Origin of the sequence: Phytohabitans kaempferiae (genome assembly GCF_042433955.1) — a bacterium.
Lineage (GTDB): Bacteria > Actinomycetota > Actinomycetes > Mycobacteriales > Micromonosporaceae > Phytohabitans > Phytohabitans kaempferiae.
This window is the reverse complement of record NZ_JBHLUH010000004.1, coordinates 641,940-664,127: the sequence shown is the minus strand read 5'-3', so window position 1 is coordinate 664,127 and position 22,188 is coordinate 641,940. Positions and strand designations below refer to the sequence as shown.

Below are 22,188 nucleotides of genomic sequence, written 5' to 3'. Positions count from 1 at the left end.
TCACGCCTCGGGCTCGTTGCGGAGCACCAGGATCGCGATGTCGTCGCGCGGTGCTTCGGCGGAGAAGCCCATCGTGGCCGTCCGGAGGCGGGCGGCCACGATGTCGGCGGAGTAGCCGGCCAGCGGCGCCGCCGTGTCACGCAGCCGCTCCGGGCCAAACAGCTCGCGCCCGCGCCGCCGTTCGGTCACGCCGTCGGTGTAGAAGACCAGCGCGTCGCCCGGGTCGAGTGGCACGGTGGCGACCGGCGTCGCGATGGAGTCGAGCAGGCCGAGGGCGGTGCCGCCGGTGCCCACGAAGGAGGCGCGCCCGTCGGCCCGTACGAGGACCGGGCGGTCGTGCCCGGCCAGGTGCAGGGAGACGTCGAGCTGGTCGCCGTCGCCCCGGCCGACCGCGGCGAGGGCGAGCGTGCAGTATCGCCCGCCGCCCCGCTCGACGAGCGTGTCGTTGAGCCGGCCCAGCGCTTCGGGCAGCGGCTTGCCGTCGCGTACGAGCACGCGGATCACGTCGCGGACGAGGCCGGTGACCGCCGCCGCCTGCACGCCCTTGCCGGAGACATCGCCGACGACCACCAGCCACCGCTCGTCGGGCAGCGGGACCACGTCGTAGAAGTCGCCGCCCACCTCGGCGGCGTCGCCGGTCGGTACGTACTCGGCGGCGAAGCCGATGCCCTGCACCACCGGGAGTACGGGCGGCAGCAGCGACTGCTGGAGCGTGTGCGCGACTCGGCGGCGCTCCTCGTGGATACGGGCGTTGTCGACGGCGAGCGCGGCTCGGCGGGCGACGTCTTCGAGGATCGCCACCTCGTCGGCGTCGTGGCGGTGCCGCTGGTGACGGCCGACCGCGAGCGTGCCGAGGCGCTGCCCGCGCGCGGCGAGCGGCACGGCGAAGCCCTCCAGCGGCGGGCCGAGCGGTACCTGCGAGCCGCTGCGGGACGCCTCCCGCAGCCGCGTGATCGGTGACTCCGGGCCGGTCTCCTGAAACATCGCGTGCAGTTGCGGCAGCGTGGACTCGTCGGCGTGTGTGGCCGCGGCGAGCTGGAGCCGCCCCCACTCGTCGGTCGTGTGCACCGCGCACCACTGACCGAGCCGGGGCACGACGAGCTGCGGGATTAGCGCCAGCGTCAGGTTGACGTCGAGCGACTGGGCGAGCAGCTCGCTCGCCTCGGCGAGGAAGGTCAGCCAGGTCTGGCGGCGTACGTCAGCCCGCCGCAGCCGGTCGTTTTCCAGGTGCAGGGCGAGGCGCTCGGCGGCGAGTGAGGCGAGCGGCCCGGCGTATCCCGAGGGCGCGACGTCCAGCTCCAGCTCCCCCGAGTACGGGCGGTTGACCGCGAGCGGCACGCGCAGCAGCTCGGCGCCGGGCCGGGGCAGGCGGCCGTACCGGGCCAGCAGCTGCGCCCCGCCGCCCTCGCCTCGGTCGAGGCGGATGGCACCGCCGGCGGCGCCCACCAGCTCGGCGACCCGGGAGAGCAGGTGCCCCGCGAAGTCGCCGAGCGCGTCGTCGGCGTGTGGCTCGGGCACGATCTGGAGCAGCGAGGTGAGCACGCTGGCGGTCGGGGTGGGCGACTCGGCGGCCGTCTCGGCGGACGGTACGTCCTTGCGGTCCAGCCGGAACCAGACGCCCTTGCCGGTCGGCATGTGTGTCGTACCCCACCGGCTGGCGAAGTGGTCGACTAGCAGCAGCCCGCGCCCGCGTTCCGATACGTCCGAAATGTCTATTTCCTTGTTACGTGGGCCCGCCGTCAGGCTCTCCGACGGACTGGCCTCGTAGTCCGTGACCGTGACCATCAGCCCGGTCGAGCCCGCGATGACCTCGATGTCCAGCTCCGTGCCCGCGTGTACCACCGCGTTGGTGGAAAGCTCGGTGGTCAGCAGTAGGGCTTCGTTGAGCAGTTCGTCCAGGTCAGCCTCGGCCAGCACCGAGCGCACCACGGCCCGGGCCGCCGCCGGAGTACGCCGGTCCGCGGGCAGCCTGACCCGGCGGACGTGCTCCGCCACCGGGGCGTTGCCGCTCGGCGCACGCTTCGCCCATGCCTGCCCCTGGTTTGGGGACCCCCCTCTGGCCTCCGCTGACACGCTTGCATCCTCTACCGCCTGACCGGGTTCATCCAAGCCTGGCGCTCGCTTCTGCCGTCCACGACGCGCCATGATGTGGGGAACCACCCAAGGTGAGCGAGGATTTGCATGACCACGGCAAAGCAGGTGAGCACCCGGCCGGCTTCCGACGAGGCCGCCGTTCTCAATGAGCTGGCCGACGCGCTGCGGCGGGTGCGTCGCGGCGACCTTAAAGTACGCCTTCCCCGCCGGGCCGGAGTGGCTGGCGAGGTCGCTGACGCATTCAACGACGTGGTGGCGCTTCAGGAACGGCAAAACCTCGAGGTACGCAAGATCAGCCGGATCGTGGGACGGGACGGCCGGCTCACCGAGCGCCTGGACGAGGAGGGCGTCGACGGCGCCTGGGCCGACCACGCCCGCGCGATCAACTCGCTGATCGACGACCTGGGGCGCCCGACCACCGAGATCTCCCGGGTCATCGTGGCGGTGGCCGACGGCGACCTCTCCCAGCACATGGCGCTGGAGATCGACGGTCGCCCGCTGCGCGGCGAGTTCCTCCGCATCGGCCGCACGGTCAACACGATGGTCGACCAGCTTTCCTCGTTCGCCGACGAGGTGACGCGCGTGGCCCGTGAGGTGGGCACCGACGGCGCGCTCGGCGGCCAGGCGGACGTGCGCGGCGTCGCCGGCACCTGGCGCGACCTCACCGACTCGGTCAACACGATGGCTTCCAACCTCACCAGCCAGGTGCGGTCGATCTCGCAGGTGACCACGGCGATCGCCCGCGGTGACCTCTCCCAGAAGATCACCGTTTCGGCGAAGGGCGAGGTCGCCGAGCTGGCGCACACGATCAACTCGCTCACCGACACGCTGCGGACCTTCGCCGAGCAGGTGACGCGCGTGGCCCGCGAGGTGGGCACCGAGGGCAAGCTCGGCGGTCAGGCCGAGGTGCCCAACGTGGCGGGCATCTGGAAAGACCTCACCGACAACGTCAACTCGATGGCGTCCAACCTGACCGCGCAGGTGCGAAACATCGCGCAGGTGTCGACCGCCGTGGCGAAGGGCGACCTGTCGCAGACCATCACGGTGGCCGCGCAGGGCGAGATCCTCGAGCTGAAGAACACCATGAACACGATGGTCGACCAGCTTTCCTCGTTCGCCGAGGAAGTGACCCGTGTGGCCCGTGAGGTGGGCACGGAGGGCAAGCTCGGTGGTCAGGCGCAGGTGCGCGGGGTCGCGGGCACCTGGCGCGACCTGACGGAGAGCGTCAACCAGCTCGCCGGCAACCTCACGGCCCAGGTGCGAAACATCGCGCAGGTGTCGACGGCGGTGGCGAAGGGCGACCTGTCGCAGAAGATCACTGTGGACGCGCGGGGCGAGATCCTTGAGCTGAAGAGCACCGTGAACACGATGGTTGACCAGCTCTCGTCGTTCGCCGACGAGGTGACGCGTGTGGCCCGTGAGGTGGGCACGGAGGGCAAGCTGGGTGGTCAGGCGCAGGTGAAGGGTGTACTCGGCACCTGGCGCGACCTCACCGACAACGTCAACTCGATGGCCTCCAACCTGACCTCCCAGGTGCGAAACATCGCGAGCGTCACCACGGCGGTGGCGAAGGGCGACCTGTCGCAGAAGATCACTGTGGACGCGCGGGGCGAGATCCTTGAGCTGAAGAGCACCGTGAACACGATGGTTGACCAGCTCTCCTCGTTCGCCGACGAGGTGACGCGTGTGGCCCGTGAGGTGGGCACGGAGGGCAAGCTGGGCGGTCAGGCGCAGGTGCGCGGGGTCGCGGGCACCTGGCGCGACCTGACCGACAACGTCAACTTCATGGCCTCCAACCTGACCTCCCAGGTGCGAAACATCGCGCAGGTCTCCACCGCCGTGGCCAGGGGCGACCTCTCCCAGAAGATCACCGTCGACGCGCAGGGCGAGATCTGGGAGCTGAAGAACACCATGAACACGATGGTCGACCAGCTCTCCTCGTTCGCCGAGGAGGTCACGCGTGTGGCCCGTGAGGTGGGCACGGAGGGCAAGCTGGGCGGTCAGGCGCAGGTGCGCGGGGTCGCGGGCACCTGGCGCGACCTGACCGACAACGTCAACTTCATGGCCTCCAACCTCACCGCCCAGGTCCGCAACATCGCGAGCGTCACCACGGCCGTGGCGAAGGGCGACCTCTCACAGAAGATCACAGTGGACGCCGAGGGCGAGATCCTCGAACTCAAGCAGACCGTCAACACGATGGTCGACCAGCTCTCCTCGTTCGCCGAGGAGATCACCCGGGTCGGTCGCGAGGTTGGCATCGAGGGCAAGCTGGGCGGTCTGGCACGGGTCAAGGGCGTCTCGGGTACGTGGCGCGACCTCACCGAAAACGTCAACCAGCTCGCCGCGACGCTCACCACGCAGTTGCGGGCGATCGCGCAGGTGTCCACATCGGTCACCAAGGGCGACCTGACCCAGCGGATCACGGTCGAGGCCCAGGGCGAGGTCGCCGAGCTGAAGGACAACATCAACCAGATGATCGTCGCGCTCCGCGAGACCACGCGGAAGAACGCCGAGCAGAGCTGGCTCGACTCCAACCTGGCCCGGATCGGTGGCCTGCTCCAGGGCCAGCGCGACCTCGGCGAGGTCTGCCGGATGCTGATGGGCGAGGTCACGCCGCTGGTCGAGGCGCAGTTGGGCGCGTTCTTCCTGGTCGACAACGACGAGGCGACCACGCGGCTGCGGTTGGCCGCGTCGTACGGCTACGTGACCCGTACCAACGAGGTGGTCTTCGGCCCCGGTGAAGGGCTGATCGGCCAGGCGGCCGTCTCGCGCCGGATGATCCGGGTGAGCACCGACGCGACCGGCGCACTGACCCTGCGCTCAGGGCTGCTCACCACCAAGCCCCGCGACGTGGTGGTGCTGCCGATCCTCTTCGAGGGCGAGATGCTCGGCGTGATCGAGTTCGCCTCGGTCAACGCCTTCTCCGACCTGCACATCTCGTTCCTGGAGCGGCTGGTCTCCACGATCGGCATCGCGCTCAACACCATCCAGGCCAACCGGCGTACGGAGGAGCTGCTCTCCCAGTCGCAGCGGCTGGCGCACGAGTTGCAGGAGCAGTCGGCGGAGCTTCAGCGCACCAACGCCGAGCTGGAAGACAAGGCACAGCTGCTGTCCGAGCAGAAGGCCAACATCGAGACGAAAAACCGGGAGATCGAGCTGGCCCGGATGGGTCTGGAGGAGAAGGCGCAGCAGCTCACCCGGGCGTCGGCGTACAAGTCGGAGTTCCTCGCCAACATGAGCCACGAGCTGCGTACGCCGCTCAACTCGCTGCTCCTGCTGGCCCGGCTGCTCGCCGACAACCCCGAGCACAACCTGACCGACAAGCAGATCGAGTTCGCCCGCACCATCCACAGTGCTGGGTCCGACCTGCTCTCGCTGATCGACGACATCCTCGACGTGGCGAAGATCGAGGCGGGCCGGATGGACGTCGAGCCCACCGAGGTCAACCTCCAGGACATCCGGGGGTACGTGGAGCAGGCGTTCACGCCGCAGGCCGAGGAGAAGGGGCTCGACTTCGCGGTCACCGTGGAGCCCGGGCTGCCCGCGGCGGTGGTCACCGACGCGCAGCGGCTCCAGCAGATCCTGCGCAACCTGCTCTCCAACGCGGTCAAGTTCACCGACAGCGGCTCGGTGACACTGCGCATCGCGCCCGCCGCACCGGAGGAGCAGACGGCGTCGTCGCGACCGCTCGTGGCGTTCACGGTCGCCGACACCGGCATCGGCATCTCCGAAGACAAGTTCGACCTCATCTTCGAGGCGTTCCAGCAGGCAGACGGCACGACCAGCCGGCGATACGGCGGCACCGGCCTCGGGCTGTCGATCAGCCGTGACCTGGCCCGACTGCTCGGCGGCACGATCACGGTCTCCTCGACGCCGGGCTCCGGCTCGACGTTCACGCTGCTGCTGCCGGACGTGTTGCTGCCGGAGTCGGTGCAGACGCCGTTGCCGATGACCCTGCCGGTGACCAGGTCCAACCTGCCGGCCCTCGCCGACATGCCGATGCTGCGGCAGCCGGAGGAAAACGAGCGTCCGGCCACGCCCGCGGCCCGCCAGCTCGACGGCGCCACAGTGCTGATCATCGATGACGACGTGCGTAACGTCTTCGCCTTGACCAGTGCCCTGGAGCTGCACGGCATGACCGTTCTCTACTCGGACAACGGGGTCGATGGCGTACGGTTGCTGGCGGAGCACCCGGAGGTGGACATCGTGCTGATGGACGCGATGATGCCGGACCAGGACGGCTACGAGACGACCCGTGCCATCCGCCGCAACCACCGCTTCGCCGAGCTGCCGGTGGTCTTCCTCACGGCGAAGGCGATGCCCGGCGACCAGGAGTCGGCGATCGGCGCCGGTGCGAGTGACTACATCACCAAGCCCGTCGACCTCGACGAGCTGATCGAGATGATGGCCGCCTGGGTCAACGGTGGCGGCCGCGATGGGTAACGTGGGTGAGCGGCGGAGACGGGGCTCATGCGGGCCGACGTCGAGCGAGCGAGCAAAGGAAGGCTCTGCCTGATGGGTGTCGCCAAGGCACTGCTGGTCGACGACCGGCGCGACAACCTCGTCGCGCTCGAAGCCATCCTCCAGGGCCTGCCGGTGCACACGGTGGCGGTGGAGAGCGGCGAGGCGGCGCTCAAGCAACTCCTCGTCGACGACTTCGCGGTGATCCTGCTCGACGCGCAGATGCCAGATATGGATGGTTTCGAGACGGCCAGCCACATCAAGCGGCGGGAGCGCACCCGCCACGTGCCGATCATCTTCCTGACCGCCGCCGACCGAGACGCCCAGCTCGCCCTGCGCGGCTACTCGGTCGGGGCGGTCGACTACCTGACAAAGCCGTTCGACCCGTGGGTCCTGCGGGCCAAGGTCTCGGTCTTCGTCGACCTGTGGATCAAGACGCAGCAGCTCCAGGCGCAGTCCGAGGTGGTACGCGAGCGTGAGGCGCAGTGGCGCGCGCTGACCGAGGCGGTCGACGAGGCGACCGCCCTGCTCCGCTCGTCCGACCCCGACAGTCGCGACCGGGCGGTGACCTTGCTGGAGCAGGCCCGCTGGGGCTAGGCAGCGCTTCGTCGCGTGCTCACGGCACTACCTGCCGTGAGATGCGCGGGTCAGCGGATCGTGAGTGCCGACCGCAGGCCGGTGATGTCCAGCACACGCAGCAGGAAGTCGCCGACGTTGGTGAGCAGAAGCACACTCTGCGTGTGGCTCGCCTTCTTGGTCAGCACCACGATCGTGCCCAGACCCTGCGAGTCACAGAACGTGACGCCGGCCATGTCGAGCACGATTCGCACGGGCGCTTCGGTCAGGATCTCGTTGACGATGCTGGAGAGTCGGGCCGCGGTGAGCATGTCGATCTCGCCGGCGAGCTTGAGCATAGTCTCGTCGGGATCGCGCAGCACCGCGATGGACAACTCCGGACGTTCCACCCGATCAGCCTATCGTGATCTAGTGGATGTCGCCCGGCGGTGCAGCCCAGTACCGGGGTGCCCTGCCTCCGCTCCAGGTACCGCTGTCAGAATGGCTGCACTGTGAGCGAGCTTGCGAGCGACACGCCGGCATCCAATGCCCTCTTCGACCGCGCCCGCGCCATCGTGCCGGGCGGGGTCAACTCACCTGTGCGCGCGTTCCGAGCGGTCGGCGGCACGCCCCGCTTCATGATGCGCGGTGACGGTCCGTGGTTGTACGACGCGGACGAGCGTCGCTACGTCGACCTGGTCTGTTCGTGGGGGCCGCTGATCCACGGCCACGCGCATCCCGAGGTGGTCGGTGCCGTGCAGACGGCCGCCGCCCGGGGCACCAGCTTCGGCACCCCCACGCCGGGGGAGGTCGAGTTGGCCGAGGAGATCGTCGCCCGCACGCCGGTCGACCAGGTGCGCCTGGTCAACTCCGGCACCGAGGCGACCATGTCGGCGATCCGGCTGGCCCGCGGCTTCACCGGCCGCTCCAAGATCGTCAAGTTCGCCGGCTGCTACCACGGGCACGTCGACGCGCTGCTCGCCGCCGCCGGTTCGGGCGTCGCGACGCTCGGGCTGCCCGACTCGCCGGGGGTCACCGGCGCGGCCGCGAGCGAGACGATTGTGCTGCCCTACAACGACATCGCCGCCGTCGAGGCCGCCTTCGCCGCCGACGGCGAGCGGATCGCGGCCGTGATCACCGAGGCGGCGCCGGGCAACATGGGCGTGGTGGCGCCCCGCGACGGCTTCAACAAGGCGCTCGCCGAGATCGCCCACCGGCACGGCGCGCTGCTGATCGTCGACGAGGTGATGACGGGGTTCCGCGTGGCTCGGGGCGGCTGGGCCGAGCTTGAGCCAGTCGACGCCGATCTGTACACGTTTGGCAAGGTCATGGGCGGCGGCCTGCCCGCGGCGGCCTTCGGTGGCCGCGCGGAGATCATGGCGCGCCTCGCCCCGGCCGGGCCGGTCTACCAGGCCGGCACGCTCTCCGGAAACCCGCTCGCCTGTGCCGCCGGGCTGGCCAGCCTGCGCCTCGCCGACGCCGAGGTCTACCGCCGGCTCGACGAGACGGCCACCGTCGTGGGCGGGCTCGCGAGCGAGGCGCTGACCGCCGCCGGGGTCCCACACCGACTCGCGTACGCGGGCAGCATGTTCTCGATCTTCTTCACCGCCACTGACGTGGTCGACTACGACAGCGCGAAGACGCAGGACGTGGCCGCGTTCAAGGCGTTCTTCCACGCGATGCTGGACGGGGGCGTCTACCTGCCGCCCAGCGCGTTCGAATCATGGTTCGTATCCACCGCGATCGGCGACGACGCGTTGGAAGTGATATCCGCGGCGCTGCCCGCAGCGGCGGCCGCGGCGGCAGCGGGGAGCGGGTCATGACCAGCAAGACCGTGGTGCACGTGCTGCGGCACGGGGAAGTCCACAATCCAGACCGGGTTCTGTACGGCCGGCTGCCCGGCTTCCGCCTCTCCGAGCTGGGCGGGCAGATGGCCAAGGCGGCGGCGCAGGCCCTGGCCGATCGCGACATCTCGTACGTGGTGGCGAGCCCGCTGGAGCGCGCCCAGGAGACCGCCGAACCGATCGCCGCGCAGTTCAAGCTGCCGGTGGCGACCGACGAGCGGCTGATCGAGAGCGCAAACTGGTTCGAGGGCAAGCGGGTCGGGCCGGGCGATGGCTCGTTCCGCGACCCGCGCAACTGGTGGGTCCTGCGCGACCCGGTGACCCCCTCGTGGGGCGAGCCGTACAAGCAGATCGCCGAGCGCATGTTCGCCGCGCTGCACGCCGCCCGAGTAGCGGCCGAGGGGCGCGAGGCGGTCTGCGTCTCGCACCAGCTGCCGGTGTGGATCCTCCGGCGGTACGTCGAGCGCAAGCGGCTCTGGCACGACCCTCGCCGCCGCCAGTGCAGCCTGGCCAGCCTCACGTCGTTCCACTTCGAAGACGCGAAGATCGTCGGCGTCGGCTACTCGGAGCCGGCCGCGCACCTGGTCGCGATGTCCCCGGGCGCCCGGACGGCCAAAGGCGCCTGATGCGTTTCCGGGCCCCGGCATTCGTGCTTGCCGCGCTCCTCGCCGTCACCACGCTCACCGCGTGCGGTGGGTCCACGTGGGAGGACGACTGCGCGGCCAACTCGGCGGGCTACATCGAGTGCGCCGCCGACAAGCGCCCGCCAGCCCCGGCGCTCAGCGGTGAGCTGCTCGACGGCGGCCGGTACGACCTCAGCCAGGATCGCGGCCAGGTCGTCGTGATCAACTTTTGGGGCTCGTGGTGCGCGCCCTGCCGGGCCGAGATCGACGACCTGGAGGCGACGTACGAGGCCACCAAGGGCCAGGGCGTGCGCTTCATCGGCATCAATATCCGCGACGACCGTGACCGGGCGAAGGCGTTCCAGGACGGCCGGGTGAGCTATCCGAGCGTCCTCGACCCGTCCAGCAAGCTCGCGCTCGACTTCGACATCCCGCCCAACACCATCCCGGCCACCATCGTGCTCGACCGCCAGGGCCGGATCGCGGTGGTGATCCGGAGCGCGGTGCAGCAGGCCGAGTTCGAGCCGGTGGTCGCGCGTCTGGCGGCCGAGGCGAGCTGATGGGCGAGACGTTCCGGCAGTTGGCCAACGGCGGACCTCTCGCGCTGGCGATCGGCGCGGCGGCCCTCGCCGGCCTGGTCAGCTTCCTCTCGCCGTGCGTGCTCCCGCTGGTGCCCGGCTACCTGTCGTACGTCACCGGGCTCTCCGGCGCCGAGCTCGACGCGGGCACCGAGCGGACGCGCCGCGTGCTCGCCGGCACCTCGCTCTTCATCGCTGGCTTCACGGTCGTGTTCACGCTGACCGCGGTGCTCTTCACCAGCGCCACCGGCGCGCTGCTGGGCAACCGACGCGTGCTGGAGATCATCGGCGGCGCGTTGATCATCGTGCTGGGGCTGGCGTTTCTCGGGCTCGTACCAGGGATGCAGCGCGAGTTCCGGATCAACCGGCTGCCCAACGCCGGGCTGATCGGGGCACCAGTCTTCGGCGCGGTCTTCGCCCTCTCGTGGGTTCCCTGCGTCGGCCCGACGCTCGGCGCGGTGCTGACGATGGCCAGCGTGAGCGGCAAGACCGACCGGGCCGTGGTGCTGGCGGTGGCGTACTGCCTGGGACTTGGCCTGCCCTTCGTCGCCTTCGGGCTGGGCTTCCGCCGGATGCTCGGGGTCGTCAAGGCGATCCGGCGCAACAGCCGCTGGGTCACGCGGGCCGGTGGCGCGCTCCTGATCGTGGTCGGTCTGGCGCTGATCACCGGCGGTTGGGAAACCTTCCTGATCTGGTTGCAGACCACGGTCGGCGTGGGAGAGGTCAGCATCTGACATGGACCTCAAGAAGACGCTCCCCGGGGACCGCCCGGTCGCGACCGAGGAGCGCACCTCGGCGGGGGCGCCCGGCCCGCGGCGGGTCCATCCCGTGCTCGCGCTGCTGCGCAACTCGTGGCGGCAGCTCACCAGCATGCGGACCGCGCTGATCCTGCTCTTCCTGCTCGCGGTCGCGGCGATCCCCGGCTCGGTGCTGCCGCAGCGGAGCGTCAACATCGAAGACGTCAACCGGTACTTCATCGAGAATCCCGACCTCGCGCCGGTGCTCGACCGGCTGGGCATGTTCGAGGTCTTCGCCTCGGTGTGGTTCTCCGCGATCTACCTGCTGCTCTTCACGTCGCTGGTCGGCTGCGTGGTGCCGAGGCTGGCCGAGCACTGGCGGGCGATGCGCGGCGCCCCGCCCGCCGCGCCGGCCCGGCTGGAGCGCCTGCCGCAGCACGCGACCCTCACCGACCCGGTGGGCGGCGCCGAGGAGATCGGCGCCGTGCTGCGCAAGCGCCGCTGGCGGGTCGCGGTCCGTGGCGACACGGTCTCCGCCGAGAAGGGGTACCTCAAGGAGAGCGGCAACCTGCTCTTCCACTTCGCGCTGCTCGCCGTGCTGGCTGGAGTGGGCTTCGGATCCTGGTACGGCTGGCACGGCAACCGGCTGCTCGTCGCCGGCCAGGACACCGCGTTCTGCAACACGCTCCAGCAGTTTGACGAGTCGGGGCTCGGCCCGCGGGTGAACTCGGCCGACCTGCCCCGCTTCTGTGTTGAGCTGACCGACTTCGAGGCGGAGTTTCTGCCGAGCGGCCAGCCCTCCTCCTTCAAGGCGACCGTACGGGTCGACGACGGCCCGCCGCGCGCCTTCTCGGTCAACTCGCCGCTGCGGCTCGACGGGGCAAGCGTCTACCTGCTCGGCCACGGGTACGCGCCGGTGGTCCGCTACACCGACCGGTACGGCCAGGCGCAGACCACGGTCGCGCCGTTCCTGTCCATCGACGGCATGCTGACCAGCGAGGGCGTGGCCGCGTTCCCGGACGCCAACGTCGACCCGAAGGCCGGTGGCGAGCGCGACCCCAACGCGCAGGTGGCGTTCGAGGGCCTCTACCTGCCGACCGCGCCCGACGAGCCGCCGTTCACCCGGTCGGCGTACCCCGCCGAGCGCTCGCCCGCGCTGATGCTCTGGGCCTACCGGGGCAACCTGGGGCTCGACGCCGGCATCCCGGGCTCGGTCTACCGGCTCGACCAGCGGCAGGTCGACAGTGGGCGGCTCAAGCGCGTGGGCGAGGCGAAGCTGCTGCGGGTCGGCGAGAAGATGACGCTCGACGATGGCAGTTCGGTCGAGTTCCTCGGCACGCGCGAGTACGCGACGCTCTCCGTCCGGCACGACCCGGGCGAGGAGATCGCGCTCGGCGGTGCCGCGATCGGCCTGGTGGGGCTGCTGCTCTCGCTGGTCGGCAGGCGCCGGAGGGTCTTCTTCCGGGTGACTTCCCCTTCAACGACGGGACGTAGTAGTTTGGTCGAGGCCGGTGGATTGCCGCGCACCGACTACTCCGGCTTCGCCGAGGAGTTCAAGCAGATCATCGAGGCTGTGGAGCGAGCGGGGACGGCGGCGCCCGCACCCGACGGCGGTGAGCGAGCGATGAAGGAAGGCAGCGTGAAGCGCTGATGTCCGCACTGTCCGATCAGCTCCTGGTCGTCGCGATCATGTCCTACGTGGCGGCGATGGTCTGCCACGCCGCGGAGTACGCGTTCGGCAACCGCAGCCACATCGGGCGGGCGGCGGCGCGGCCGGCGCGCGAGCTCGTGGCGGTCGGCGGCGGGTCGACCGCCCTGGCCGAGGAGTTGCCGCCGGTCGTCGAGGTCGCCGAGCCCGCACCTCGCCGCGACCGGGCCACACTGGCCGGTTGGGCGGCCGTGGCGGTCACCGCCCTCGCCGCCCTCGTCCACCTCGGCGCGCTCGTGACCCGCGGTATCGCGGCCGACCGCATGCCGTGGGGCAACATGTACGAGTTCGTGCTCTCGGTGACGTTCGTCGGCACCGCCGCCTGGCTGGTCGTGCTCTCCCGCCGCCCGGCGATCCGCCACCTCGGCCTCTTCGTCGCCACCGCGATGGTGGTGCTGCTCGGCATCGCCGGCATGGTGCTCTACACCGAGGTCGCCCCGCTGGTGCCCGCGCTCAAGTCGAGCTGGTTCATCGTGCACGTGGCGGCGGCGGTGCTCTCCTCCGGCATCTTCCTGCTCGGCTTCGTGCCGGCCGCGATGTTCCTCATCCGCAGCGGCTACGACCAGGGCAAGCGCAGCTTCCCGTACACGCTGGGGCGGCGCGTTCCAGAGGCCGCCGCGCTCGACCGGCTGACCTTCCGGCTGCACGCGTTCGCGTTTCCGATCTGGACCTTCGGCGCGCTGATCGCCGGGCCGATCTGGGCCGAGGCGGCGTGGGGGCGCTACTGGGGCTGGGACCCCAAGGAGGTCTGGGCGTTCATCTCCTGGATCGTGTACGCCGGATACCTGCACGCCCGCGCCACGCCGAGCGTCAAGCGCACGACGGCGACGTGGATCGCGATCATCGGCTGGCTCACCATGCTGATGAACCTCTTCGGCGTCAACATCTTCTTCACCGGCCTGCACTCGTACGGGGGTTTGTAGCCCGCATCGAGCTAATCGGACCTTTCGTCCGTGTAAGACATCGAGCCTTCGCTATATTGACGCATGGTGATCGCGCTGTCACGGTATTGAACGCAGCGATGGTGCGCGGTGCGCGGGGCTGGATGATGCCGCTCGGACGCTCGCAGCGACAGGCCGTGGTTGGCCTGTTGGCCGTTCACCCACCGCTTACGAGGTTGCGGCCGCCTGTCGCTGCGAGCGTCCACTTCGGATACGTCAGCGTGGAAGTGGATCGCCGGCACCGGCAGGGTGCTTGAGGCTGGTGCGGCGGCCAACCTACCGAGGTTGACAACGCGTACTTTGGAACGCTGGATCGTTAAGAACTACGGGTAGCCACACCTGGCTGTTCGACACGGCCAACTGCCTCGACCGACCCATCCATCGCAGCCGCCCTGCAATCCGCCCGGCGCGATTCCCGCCAATGGGACCAAGGCATTCGCGGTCACCAGTGGAGTAGTGCCAGCGGGTGCGACCGCCGCGTTTCGTAAATCTCACGGTCTTCGGCGCGACAGCTGGAGGCTGGGTCGCGGCATACCCAGCGGGCGGCACTGGTCTGCATAGCGTGATGGATTTCGTGACCGGCGCGGCGTCAAACGTAGTTTCGTTGAAGCTGCCGGCGAATGGCGAGGTCACCTTCGCCAACCACAGCAGCGCGCCCATCGAGCTGAGGGCGAACGTATCCGGGTACGCCACGGCGGGCCCGACGACTGGTGCGGGGTATCGCCGAGTGACGGTGGACCGGTTGCTGGACAAGCGGATCGGCGGGGGCAACGGGGTAAGGGCCGGATCCGGCGGCGTCCGACCCGACGGTGGCACCGGTCACCAACTCTGGCGGTCAGACGTGGCTGGTCGTGTTCCGCAACGTCAACGACGCTACCCGGGTCTACGTGCGGGACCAGTTGACACTCTCGGCCGCGTGGGCACGGCGGGCGGCGGAGTTCGTCGGTCACACCCTGCCGACACCACCGGCGCAGCGGGAGCATGGGCGGCGCGCTTCGGACCACGGGCCGGCGCGCCGCCCTTGCCAGGCGTCAGCAAGTGCCGGCGTTCCAGGTGTCGAAACGGGTGGCCCAGTCGAGGCAGTAGCCGCCCGAGCCGCCCCCGGTGGCCGTGCGCACGTCGGCCTCGCGCCAGTACCGGACCGCGTCGCCGTCACGCACCTGCACGTTGTCGACCGTGATACGGGGTACGGCGATGCTCCCCGCACCGTCGACGTGCACTTCCACGTACTGCTCAAGGTGGGCTCGCGTGGTGCGCAGATGCTGGCTCGTCAGCAGGTGCCAGCCGTCTCGCCACCAGAGCCACGCCTCCCACACTCCGTCGCGCGTGGTGTGTACGGAAATCCATATCTCATCGCCGTCCCGGAGCGGGTACTGGTTGTAGAAAGTCCACGCGCGGCGGTTGGTGTCGTACGTGTAGACGCGTTGTCGGCCGCCCCCGGACCAACCGGTTTCCGCCCATCCCGCTTCGAGCCAGGCGGTCTGTCCGTCGGATTCCCGCTTTGCCATGAAGCGGGCGGCGACGAAGTCGTGCGTGCCCGCGCGTACCTCGGCGTCGCGTACGGTCAGCCTCCCGACCACGCCGGTCCATTCGTCGATGGTTCCGGCGCCGAGATGATGGTAATAGCCGGTGCCTGTCGACTCGGCGGGTTCGGCGACGACGAGCATCGCGATGCACAGCCCGCCGATTGCGAGGCGCCGCGCCGCACGGCGCCACCTGACATGTCCCACATTTGACAAACCGACAATAGCGTTCGCGGTGATTCACCCAATGGGCTGTTTCCGTTCAGCGCGGTTCGTCCGAACGGCTGAGCCCTTGGTCGGTTTCATAGACGAAGATGGGCTTCGTCTTTTGCCGGAAGGCAGTGTCGGTCCACCCCTCTACAGTGGACGCTGATCCTACGGGGAGTCTGTCGTGTCTCATCTTCGCCGAGCGCGTCGCTCGGCTGCGGCCGGAATCGTCCTTGCCGCCATGGCGACGTCTGCGAGCGTTGTCGTGGTCGGTGCTCCGGCCCTCGCTGATCCGTCTGACCGTGGTGGTGTGCAGCGGCCGTCGGCCGTTCACCCCGACAACGGAAAGGTCATTCCGGATAGCTACATCGTGGTGCTCAAGGACAGCAAGGCAAAGCCGGCCGAGGTTACGGCCGACACCAAGTCCTTGACCCAGGCATACGGTGGCACCGTCCGCCACACCTTCACCAAGAGCGTGCGGGGCTACGCCGCGAAGATGACCTCGGCGCAGGCAAAGCGCCTGAAGAGCGACCCCGCGGTCGCGGCCGTGCACCAGGACCGCTGGATCTCCACCACGGACACTCAAAACCAGACGCCGTCCTGGGGCCTCGACCGGATCGACCAGCAATGGCAGCCTCTCGACCGGTCGTACACCTACCCCAACACGGCGAGCAACGTGCGCGCCTACGTCATCGACAGCGGCATCCGCATCTCGCACGAGCAGTTCGAGGGACGCGCCAGCTACGGCGTCGACACCGTGCCCGACGACGGCGACGAGGTCGCCGACGACTGCTACGGCCACGGCACGCACGTCGCGGGCACGCTCGGTGGCCGTGACTACGGCGTGGCCAAGGGCGTCCAACTGGTCGCCGTGCAGGTTTTCGGCTGCACCAACCTCGGTCGCACCTCCGACATCATCGCCGGTGTCGAGTGGGTGACGGCCAACGCGATCAAGCCGGCCGTGGCCAACATGAGCCTCGGCGGCGGGATCGACCCGGCGCTGGACGCCGCGGTGCAGGCGTCGATCAACTCCGGCATCACCTACGTGATCTCGGCCGGTAACGGCGACGCGCAGGGCTACCCGCTCAACTCCTGCAACGTCTCGCCCGCGCGCGTGCCGGCGGCGATCACCGTGAGCGGCACCGACGAGGCCGACTTCCGGATGTCGTGGGCCAACAACGGTAGCTGTGTCGACATCTTCGCGCCGGGCAACAACATCGTCTCGGCGATCAACACCAGTGACACGGCGACCGCCCGCGCCACCGGCACGTCGATGTCCAGCCCGCACGTCGCGGGCGCCGCCGCGATGGTCCTCGCGGCCAATCCGGCGCTGAGCCCGCAGCAGGTCCGCAACACGATCGTCGGCGGCGCCAGCCGCGCGGCCGTGCGCAACCTGGGCTCCGGCACGACCGACCGCCTGCTCCGGATCGGCACCGGGCTGCCGGCGACCACCGGCTTGCGCGCGGTGGCCAACGGCAAGGTCGTCTCGACGCCGGGCGGCGGCGCCTCGGCGCTGATCGCCAACGCCACCGTGGTCAACACGTGGGAGCAGTTCGACGTCATCCAGAACAGCGACGGCACGATCTCGCTCAAGGCCCGCTCCAACGGCAAGTACGTCTCGGCGGAGAGCGCGGGCGCCAAGCCGCTGATCGCCAGCCGTCCGGCGATCAATGACTGGGAGAAGTTCCAGCTGATCCGCAACGATGACGGAACGGTGAGCCTGCTGTCCCGGGCCAACGGCAAGTACGTCTCGGCGGAGAGCGCGGGCACCAAGCCGCTGATCGCCAGCCGTCCGGCGATCGGTGACTGGGAGAAGTTCAGCTGGGCGGCTCCGGTCTCCGTGATCAGCCTGCGGGCCGAGGCCAACGGCAAGATCGTCTCGGCGGAGAGCGGCGGCACCAAGCCGCTGATCGCCAGCCGCACCGCCGTCGGCGTGTGGGAGAAGTTCGACATGATCGACCTGGGCGGTGACGCGATCGCCCTGCGTGCCCACGCCAACGGCAAGTACGTCACCGCTGAGGCCGCCGGCGCCAGCCCCCTGATCGCCAGCCGCACCGCGATCGCCGATTGGCAGATCTACTGGTACTACCACCTCGGCGATGGCACGATCGCGCTCCAGTCGTGGGCCAACGGCCTGATCGTCTCGGCGGAGAGCGCGGGCACCAAGCCGCTGATCGCCAGCCGCACGGCATTCGGCGTCTGGGAGTCCTTCTTCTACGTCTACTGAGCACCGCGTTCCACCTCGGGTGGCCGTCGGGTCAGGTGTCGCACCTGACTTGGCGGCCACCCGCGTCGTGGGGGTTTCGTACCGGTAGGCGAGACTGGCAGCCATGGCGGTACGCGGATTCCCGTACACGGGGCTGAAGGACTTTCTCGCGGCGCTCGAGCGGGCCGGTGAGCTGCACCGGGTCACGGTGCCGGTCGACCCGACGCTGGAGATCAGCGAGGTGGTCACCCGCACGGTGGCCGCACGCGGGCCGGCGCTGCTCTTCGAGCGCCCCACACGCGGCGAGATGCCGTTGGCGATCAACCTCTTCGGCACGAAGCGGCGCATGGCCATGGCGCTTGGCGTGGAGAGTGTCGACGAGATCGGCGACCGGATCGGCGAGTTGGTCAGGCCGGAGCTGCCGGTGGGCTGGTCGGGTATCCGCGAGGGCCTCGGCAAGGTCATGCAGCTCAAGTCGGTGCCGCCGAAAAAGGTCAAGACCGCGCCCTGCCAGCAGGTGGTCTACCGGGACGGCGACGTCGACCTGGGGCGCCTGCCGGGCCTGCAGACCTGGCCAGACGACGGCGGGATCTTCCACAACTACGGGCTGACGCACACCAAGCATCCGGAGACCGGCAAGCGCAACCTCGGCCTGTACCGGCTCCAGCAGCACTCGCCCACCACGCTGGGCATGCACTGGCAGATCCACAAGGACTCGACGGCCCACCACGCGGTGGCTGAGCGGCGGGGCGAGCGGCTGCCGGTGGCGATCGCCTTCGGCTGCGACCCTGTCGTGTCGTACAGCGCCTCCGCACCGCTGCCCGGTGACATCGACGAGTACCTGTTCGCCGGCTTCCTCCGGGGCGAGCGCGTGGAGATGGTCGACTGTCTGACCGTGCCGCTCCAGGTGCCCGCGCACGCCCAGGTGGTGCTGGAGGGGTACGTCGAGCCGGGCGAGCGCCTCCCCGAGGGACCGTTCGGCGACCACACCGGTTTCTACACGCCGGTCGAGCCGTTTCCGGTGCTCCACGTCCAGTGCATGACGACGCAGCGCGACCCGGTCTACCACTCGATCGTGACGTCGAAGCCGCCGCAGGAGGATGGGCCGATCGGGCACGCCACCGAGCGGATCTTCCTGCCGCTGCTCAAGCTGCTCATCCCCGACATCGTGGACTATTCGATGCCGGAGGCGGGCGTCTTCCACAACTGCGTGGTCGTCTCGATCCGCAAGCGGTACCCGAAGCACGCCCAGAAGGTGATGTCCTCCATCTGGGGCGCCCACCTACTCTCGCTCGCCAAGCTGATCGTGGTGGTCGACGACGACTGCGACGTGCACGACTACAACGAGGTCGCGTTCCGGGCGTTCAGCAACGTCGACTACGACCACGACCTGCTGCTCACCCAGGGGCCGGTCGACCACCTCGACCACGCGTCCTACCAGCAGTTCTGGGGTGGCAAGGCGGGCGTCGACGCGACCCGCAAGCTCCCCACCGAGGGGTACACGCGCGGCTGGCCACCGGAGGCGGTCATGTCGCCCGAGGTCAGGGCGCTGGTCGACAAGCGCTGGAAAGAGTACGGGATCTCGTGACCGCCGTCGGCAAGACGCGGCCGGGCTCCGGCGTGAAGGCGTTCCTCCGCCTCGTCGCCATCGAGCACTCGGTCTTCGCACTCCCGTTCGCCCACCTCTCCGCGCTCGCGGCGATGCGCCATGTGGGCGGCGGGGTGCGCTGGGTCGACCTGCTGCTGATCACGGTCGCGATGGTCGGGGCGCGTACGTTCGCCATGGCCGCCAACCGGATCATCGACCGGCGGATCGACGCGCAGAATCCCCGTACCGCCAAGCGAGAGCTTGTGACCGGGGCGGTGAAGGTCCGCACGGCCTGGACCGGCGCGGTGGTCGCGCTCGTGGTCTTCCTCGCCGCGGCGGCGCTGCTCAACCCGCTGTGCCTGGTGCTCTCGCCACTGGCGGTGGTGCCGCTGGTCGTCTACCCGTACGGCAAGCGGTTCACCGACTGGCCGCACGCGATCCTCGCGCTCGCGCAGGCGGTGGGGCCGGTGGGCGCGTGGCTGGCGGTGACCGGCACGTTCGAGGGCTCGTGGCCGGCATGGGTGCTGGGCGCCGCGGTGGGGCTGTGGATCGGCGGCTTCGACCTGATCTACGCCTGCCAGGACACCACCGTGGACCGGGAGATCGGGGTGCGCAGCGTCCCCGCGCGGTACGGGATACCGTTTGCTCTCGGCCTGTCCACAGTGGTGCACCTGGTGACGTTCGCCCTGTTTATCTACTACGGCGAATTGGTCGGTTTCGGCTGGCTATGGTGGGTCGGGCTGGCGCTGACCGCGGTCGCGTTCGGCTACCAGCATGTGGTGGTCACGCCCACGGACCTGTCCCGGGTCAACCGCGCGTTCTTCACCGCGAACGGGTTCGTGGGGATCGCACTCTTCGCGTTCGCCCTCCTCGACTTCGTCGCCTGAGCCTGTAGCGCGCTCTCGACTGCGTCGCCTGATCCACGGCTCAGCGGGAGCGAACGCCAGTCGCGGCTCAGGTGTAGCGGGCGCTCTCGAAGGACCAGTCCATCGTGCCGCGCACCCCGTGCTCCACCCCGTCCAGGTAGGTGCGCCCGGCCGGGCCGTGTGGCGGCACCGCCTCGCGGAGGGCGGGAAACTGCCGCATGGTCCGGTGCCACCGCTCGCGGGCCACGCTGGCCGCCTCCTCGATCGTCAGGTCGCGCTCCGTGGCCAGGGCGAGTACGAGGTTGTGCCCGCCCGCGGTGGCCGCATCCCGTTCCAGCGACAGCAGATCGTTGAACCAGGAGAGCAGGTCGTTGCCCGTACGGCTGAACGCCCGCACGGCCGGGTGACGGTAGAACGACTCGCTCAGCAGCTCGCCGCCGGCGAAGTCGATGAGCGTGTGGGACACGTACGCGGCCGAGGTGGCCCGGCGCAGCTCCACGTACTCCTCGACGCCCGGTCGGTGGCCGCTCGCCTTGTTGCGAGCCTCCACCACCACCCCGCCGAGGTGATGCTCGACCGCGCTGACGAAGCGGGCCTGCCACCGCGCCGGCATACGGCGGTGTGGCTCGCGCCAGGCGTCGGCGAGCATGGTCCCGAGCGGGCCGGGCAGCTTGCCGGTGCCGGTGCGGAGCAGGGACAGAGCGCCGCCGACGAGTGCGCGTACTCGTTCCGGCTCGGGCACGCTGGCCCGATCGCACTCGTCGTCGATGAGGAAGAACCAGGTGAAGAGCGCGGAGAGCACGCGCAGGTCGCTCGCGCTCGCGTCGGGGTAGAGGCGGGCCGCGTACCGGGCGATGCGACCCTCCGCGAGACGGTCGGCGTACACGTCGGGGATTCCGTGCTCGCGGGTCCAGCCGTCGAGCCACTCGTGGGCATCTTCGGCGTAGGGTGAGATAACCGGATGAATCGGGCAGTGGAGATCGAGGGGTATCGACGACAACATCGCAGCCTCCTGCTGTCCGGCCAACATCAGCTTTGGCCGACGTTAGCCCTAGGCTGGATCAATGCGGAATCCGTGGATCGTCGGTGTTTCTGGTGCATCAGGCACGCCGTACGCTGCGGCGGTACTCCGTGGGCTCTTCGACGCGGGCGAGTCCGTCGATCTCGTGGTGTCCCGCGCGGCCCGGCTGACGATCCTCGACGAGACGGGCGCGCCCTTCCGCGACGCCCACTGGAAGGACGATCTGGCCGCTTGGCTGGGGCGGGACCTGGGCGGCGCCGACGTGCTGCACTGGCCGGCCGGCGACCTGGCGGCGGGGCCGAGCAGCGGCTCGTACTCCGCCAGGGGGATGGTGGTCGTCCCAGCGAGCACCGCCGCCTGCGCCGGGATCGCCATCGGTCTGTCGAAGGATCTGCTCCAGCGGGCGGCCGAGGTCAACCTCAAGGAGCGCCGCCGGGTCGTCGTGGTGCCGAGGGAGACGCCGGTGACGCGCAGCCACCTGGGCCACCTCATCGCCCTCCACGACGCCGGTGCGGTGGTGCTGCCGGCGAGTCCGGGCTTCTACGGGGCGGGGGCGTCCGCGTCCGCGCAGCAGCTCGTCGACTTCGTGGCCGGCAAGGTGCTGGACGCGCTGGACGTACCTCACTCACTCTTCCGCCGCTGGCGAGGTGAGCTCGGCTCCTAGCGCGCTGCCCCGCGACCGAGGGCTGCGGGGCAGCGGCGCCTTCGCGAAGCCGGCCATCACCGGCGTCGAGTGCAGGTCCTTAGGGTCCCGGGTCGATGAGGGGCGGATCACCGCGCGACCCGCTCCGCGTCCAGCGGGTTCAGCGCATGTTGACGCTGCCGGGGCTGGGCGTGTGGTGCCCAGGGCTGCGTGGCGGGCCGGAGTGTGCGCCAGGCCCGTCGTTGCGGGGGCGGTTGGCGGCGGGAGGCGGCTGCTCCTCGCGCAGCTCCTCCAGCTCGCCCTCGCCCTCCAGTAGTGCCCGCACCTCCGACTCGCGGAAGCGGCGGTGCCCTCCCGGCGTGCGGATGCTGCCGATCCGGCCCGCGGCCGCCCACCTGGTCACGGTCTTTGGATCGACGCGGAACAGCGCAGCCACCTCGCCCGGCGTCAGCAGACGATCTCCAGTGTCCACGGCCCCTCCCTCGCGTCGCACGATGGCTGTAGGTATGCCCGACAGCCTCGATAGGGACGTACGGTCATTACAGCACCGCGAGCGTGCCGTGTCCGGGAAACAGGGAAAACGCACTGTCTGG

The 22,188-nt window shown here is 69.9% G+C and carries 17 protein-coding genes; 12 read left to right on the top strand and 5 right to left on the bottom strand.

All coding sequences use genetic code 11. The features are described from left to right. Positions 1-1,995: a SpoIIE family protein phosphatase gene (locus tag ACFFIA_RS04260; protein ID WP_377245516.1), complete on the bottom strand. Its 1,995-nt coding sequence runs from the start codon at positions 1,993-1,995 to the stop codon at positions 1-3. A 186-nt stretch (positions 1,996-2,181) separates the two neighbouring features. On the opposite strand from ACFFIA_RS04260, the gene ACFFIA_RS04255 reads away from it, so the two are divergent. Together ACFFIA_RS04255 and ACFFIA_RS04250 are read left to right on the top strand one after the other, a co-directional pair. Continuing rightward, positions 2,182-6,537: a HAMP domain-containing protein gene (locus ACFFIA_RS04255; RefSeq protein ID WP_377245514.1), complete on the top strand. Its 4,356-nt coding sequence runs from the start codon at positions 2,182-2,184 to the stop codon at positions 6,535-6,537. 69 nt (positions 6,538-6,606) lie between these two features. After that, the gene (locus tag ACFFIA_RS04250; protein ID WP_377245738.1) at positions 6,607-7,152 is read left to right on the top strand and encodes a response regulator; all 546 of its coding nucleotides are present in this window, start codon (positions 6,607-6,609) and stop codon (positions 7,150-7,152) included. A 50-nt stretch (positions 7,153-7,202) separates the two neighbouring features. Here ACFFIA_RS04250 and ACFFIA_RS04245 read toward each other — a convergent pair whose 3' ends face one another. Then, positions 7,203-7,520 carry an STAS domain-containing protein gene (locus ACFFIA_RS04245; protein ID WP_377245511.1) on the bottom strand — a complete coding sequence of 106 codons (318 nt, stop codon included), beginning with the start codon at positions 7,518-7,520 and terminating at the stop codon, positions 7,203-7,205. A 102-nt stretch (positions 7,521-7,622) separates the two neighbouring features. Here ACFFIA_RS04245 and hemL point away from each other — a divergent pair, with 102 nt between their 5' ends. Genes hemL through ccsB form a run of 6 tightly spaced genes read left to right on the top strand, consistent with a single transcriptional unit; the run spans position 7,623 to position 13,523 of the window. Next, entirely contained in the window at positions 7,623-8,933 is a 1,311-nt protein-coding gene (gene hemL / locus ACFFIA_RS04240; RefSeq protein ID WP_377245508.1) for a glutamate-1-semialdehyde 2,1-aminomutase, read from the top strand. Then, positions 8,930-9,580 carry a histidine phosphatase family protein gene (locus ACFFIA_RS04235; RefSeq protein ID WP_377245505.1) on the top strand — a complete coding sequence of 217 codons (651 nt, stop codon included), beginning with the start codon at positions 8,930-8,932 and terminating at the stop codon, positions 9,578-9,580. Before hemL ends, ACFFIA_RS04235 begins: the two co-directional genes overlap by 4 nt. Further along, entirely contained in the window at positions 9,580-10,137 is a 558-nt protein-coding gene (locus tag ACFFIA_RS04230; RefSeq protein WP_377245502.1) for a TlpA family protein disulfide reductase, read from the top strand. Before ACFFIA_RS04235 ends, ACFFIA_RS04230 begins: the two co-directional genes overlap by 1 nt. Beyond that, a complete protein-coding gene (locus tag ACFFIA_RS04225) occupies positions 10,137-10,889 on the top strand; it encodes a cytochrome c biogenesis CcdA family protein (RefSeq protein WP_377245499.1) in 753 nt (250 codons plus the stop codon). The genes ACFFIA_RS04230 and ACFFIA_RS04225 overlap by 1 nt, the downstream gene beginning before the upstream one ends. A 1-nt stretch (position 10,890) precedes the next feature. Continuing rightward, the gene (resB, locus tag ACFFIA_RS04220; protein ID WP_377245497.1) at positions 10,891-12,543 is read left to right on the top strand and encodes a cytochrome c biogenesis protein ResB; all 1,653 of its coding nucleotides are present in this window, start codon (positions 10,891-10,893) and stop codon (positions 12,541-12,543) included. Continuing rightward, complete coding sequence (ccsB, locus tag ACFFIA_RS04215; RefSeq protein WP_377245493.1) at positions 12,543-13,523, top strand: c-type cytochrome biogenesis protein CcsB; 981 nt, start codon at positions 12,543-12,545, stop codon at positions 13,521-13,523. The genes resB and ccsB overlap by 1 nt, the downstream gene beginning before the upstream one ends. A gap of 1,049 nt (positions 13,524-14,572) precedes the next feature. On the opposite strand, the gene ACFFIA_RS04210 is transcribed toward ccsB, so the two are convergent. After that, entirely contained in the window at positions 14,573-15,208 is a 636-nt protein-coding gene (locus ACFFIA_RS04210) for a hypothetical protein (protein WP_377245490.1), read from the bottom strand. 373 nt (positions 15,209-15,581) lie between these two features. On the opposite strand from ACFFIA_RS04210, the gene ACFFIA_RS04205 reads away from it, so the two are divergent. The 3 genes from ACFFIA_RS04205 to mqnP all read left to right on the top strand — a co-directional run bounded on the left by ACFFIA_RS04205 (position 15,582) and on the right by mqnP (position 19,952). Further along, a complete protein-coding gene (locus ACFFIA_RS04205; RefSeq protein WP_377245487.1) occupies positions 15,582-17,498 on the top strand; it encodes a S8 family serine peptidase in 1,917 nt (638 codons plus the stop codon). A gap of 103 nt (positions 17,499-17,601) precedes the next feature. Beyond that, complete coding sequence (locus ACFFIA_RS04200) at positions 17,602-19,065, top strand: menaquinone biosynthesis decarboxylase (protein ID WP_377245484.1); 1,464 nt, start codon at positions 17,602-17,604, stop codon at positions 19,063-19,065. Then, positions 19,062-19,952 carry a menaquinone biosynthesis prenyltransferase MqnP gene (mqnP, locus tag ACFFIA_RS04195; protein ID WP_377245481.1) on the top strand — a complete coding sequence of 297 codons (891 nt, stop codon included), beginning with the start codon at positions 19,062-19,064 and terminating at the stop codon, positions 19,950-19,952. Before ACFFIA_RS04200 ends, mqnP begins: the two co-directional genes overlap by 4 nt. A 67-nt stretch (positions 19,953-20,019) precedes the next feature. Here mqnP and ACFFIA_RS04190 read toward each other — a convergent pair whose 3' ends face one another. Then, positions 20,020-20,934: a terpene synthase family protein gene (locus ACFFIA_RS04190; protein ID WP_377245478.1), complete on the bottom strand. Its 915-nt coding sequence runs from the start codon at positions 20,932-20,934 to the stop codon at positions 20,020-20,022. Positions 20,935-20,995: 61 nt separating this feature from the next. On the opposite strand from ACFFIA_RS04190, the gene ACFFIA_RS04185 reads away from it, so the two are divergent. Further along, a complete protein-coding gene (locus ACFFIA_RS04185) occupies positions 20,996-21,616 on the top strand; it encodes a UbiX family flavin prenyltransferase (protein WP_377245475.1) in 621 nt (206 codons plus the stop codon). Between the two features lie 139 nt (positions 21,617-21,755). Here the strand turns inward: ACFFIA_RS04185 and ACFFIA_RS04180 are convergent, their stop codons facing one another. Then, positions 21,756-22,067 carry a BldC family transcriptional regulator gene (locus ACFFIA_RS04180; RefSeq protein ID WP_377245472.1) on the bottom strand — a complete coding sequence of 104 codons (312 nt, stop codon included), beginning with the start codon at positions 22,065-22,067 and terminating at the stop codon, positions 21,756-21,758. Between the last annotated feature and the right edge of the window lie 121 nt (positions 22,068-22,188).

What these genes read in the sequence shown, in the direction of transcription:
- ACFFIA_RS04230 (WP_377245502.1), top strand. Translation starts at nt 9,580, where the DNA reads ATGCGTTTCCGGGCCCCGGCATTCGTGCTTGCCGCGCTCCTCGCCGTC.
- ACFFIA_RS04255 (WP_377245514.1), top strand. Translation starts at nt 2,182, where the DNA reads ATGACCACGGCAAAGCAGGTGAGCACCCGGCCGGCTTCCGACGAGGCC.
- ACFFIA_RS04225 (WP_377245499.1), top strand. Translation starts at nt 10,137, where the DNA reads ATGGGCGAGACGTTCCGGCAGTTGGCCAACGGCGGACCTCTCGCGCTG.
- ccsB (WP_377245493.1), top strand. Translation starts at nt 12,543, where the DNA reads ATGTCCGCACTGTCCGATCAGCTCCTGGTCGTCGCGATCATGTCCTAC.
- ACFFIA_RS04185 (WP_377245475.1), top strand. Translation starts at nt 20,996, where the DNA reads ATGCGGAATCCGTGGATCGTCGGTGTTTCTGGTGCATCAGGCACGCCG.
- ACFFIA_RS04200 (WP_377245484.1), top strand. Translation starts at nt 17,602, where the DNA reads ATGGCGGTACGCGGATTCCCGTACACGGGGCTGAAGGACTTTCTCGCG.
- ACFFIA_RS04210 (WP_377245490.1), bottom strand. Translation starts at nt 15,208, where the DNA reads ATGCTCGTCGTCGCCGAACCCGCCGAGTCGACAGGCACCGGCTATTAC.
- ACFFIA_RS04235 (WP_377245505.1), top strand. Translation starts at nt 8,930, where the DNA reads ATGACCAGCAAGACCGTGGTGCACGTGCTGCGGCACGGGGAAGTCCAC.
- resB (WP_377245497.1), top strand. Translation starts at nt 10,891, where the DNA reads ATGGACCTCAAGAAGACGCTCCCCGGGGACCGCCCGGTCGCGACCGAG.
- ACFFIA_RS04190 (WP_377245478.1), bottom strand. Translation starts at nt 20,934, where the DNA reads ATGTTGTCGTCGATACCCCTCGATCTCCACTGCCCGATTCATCCGGTT.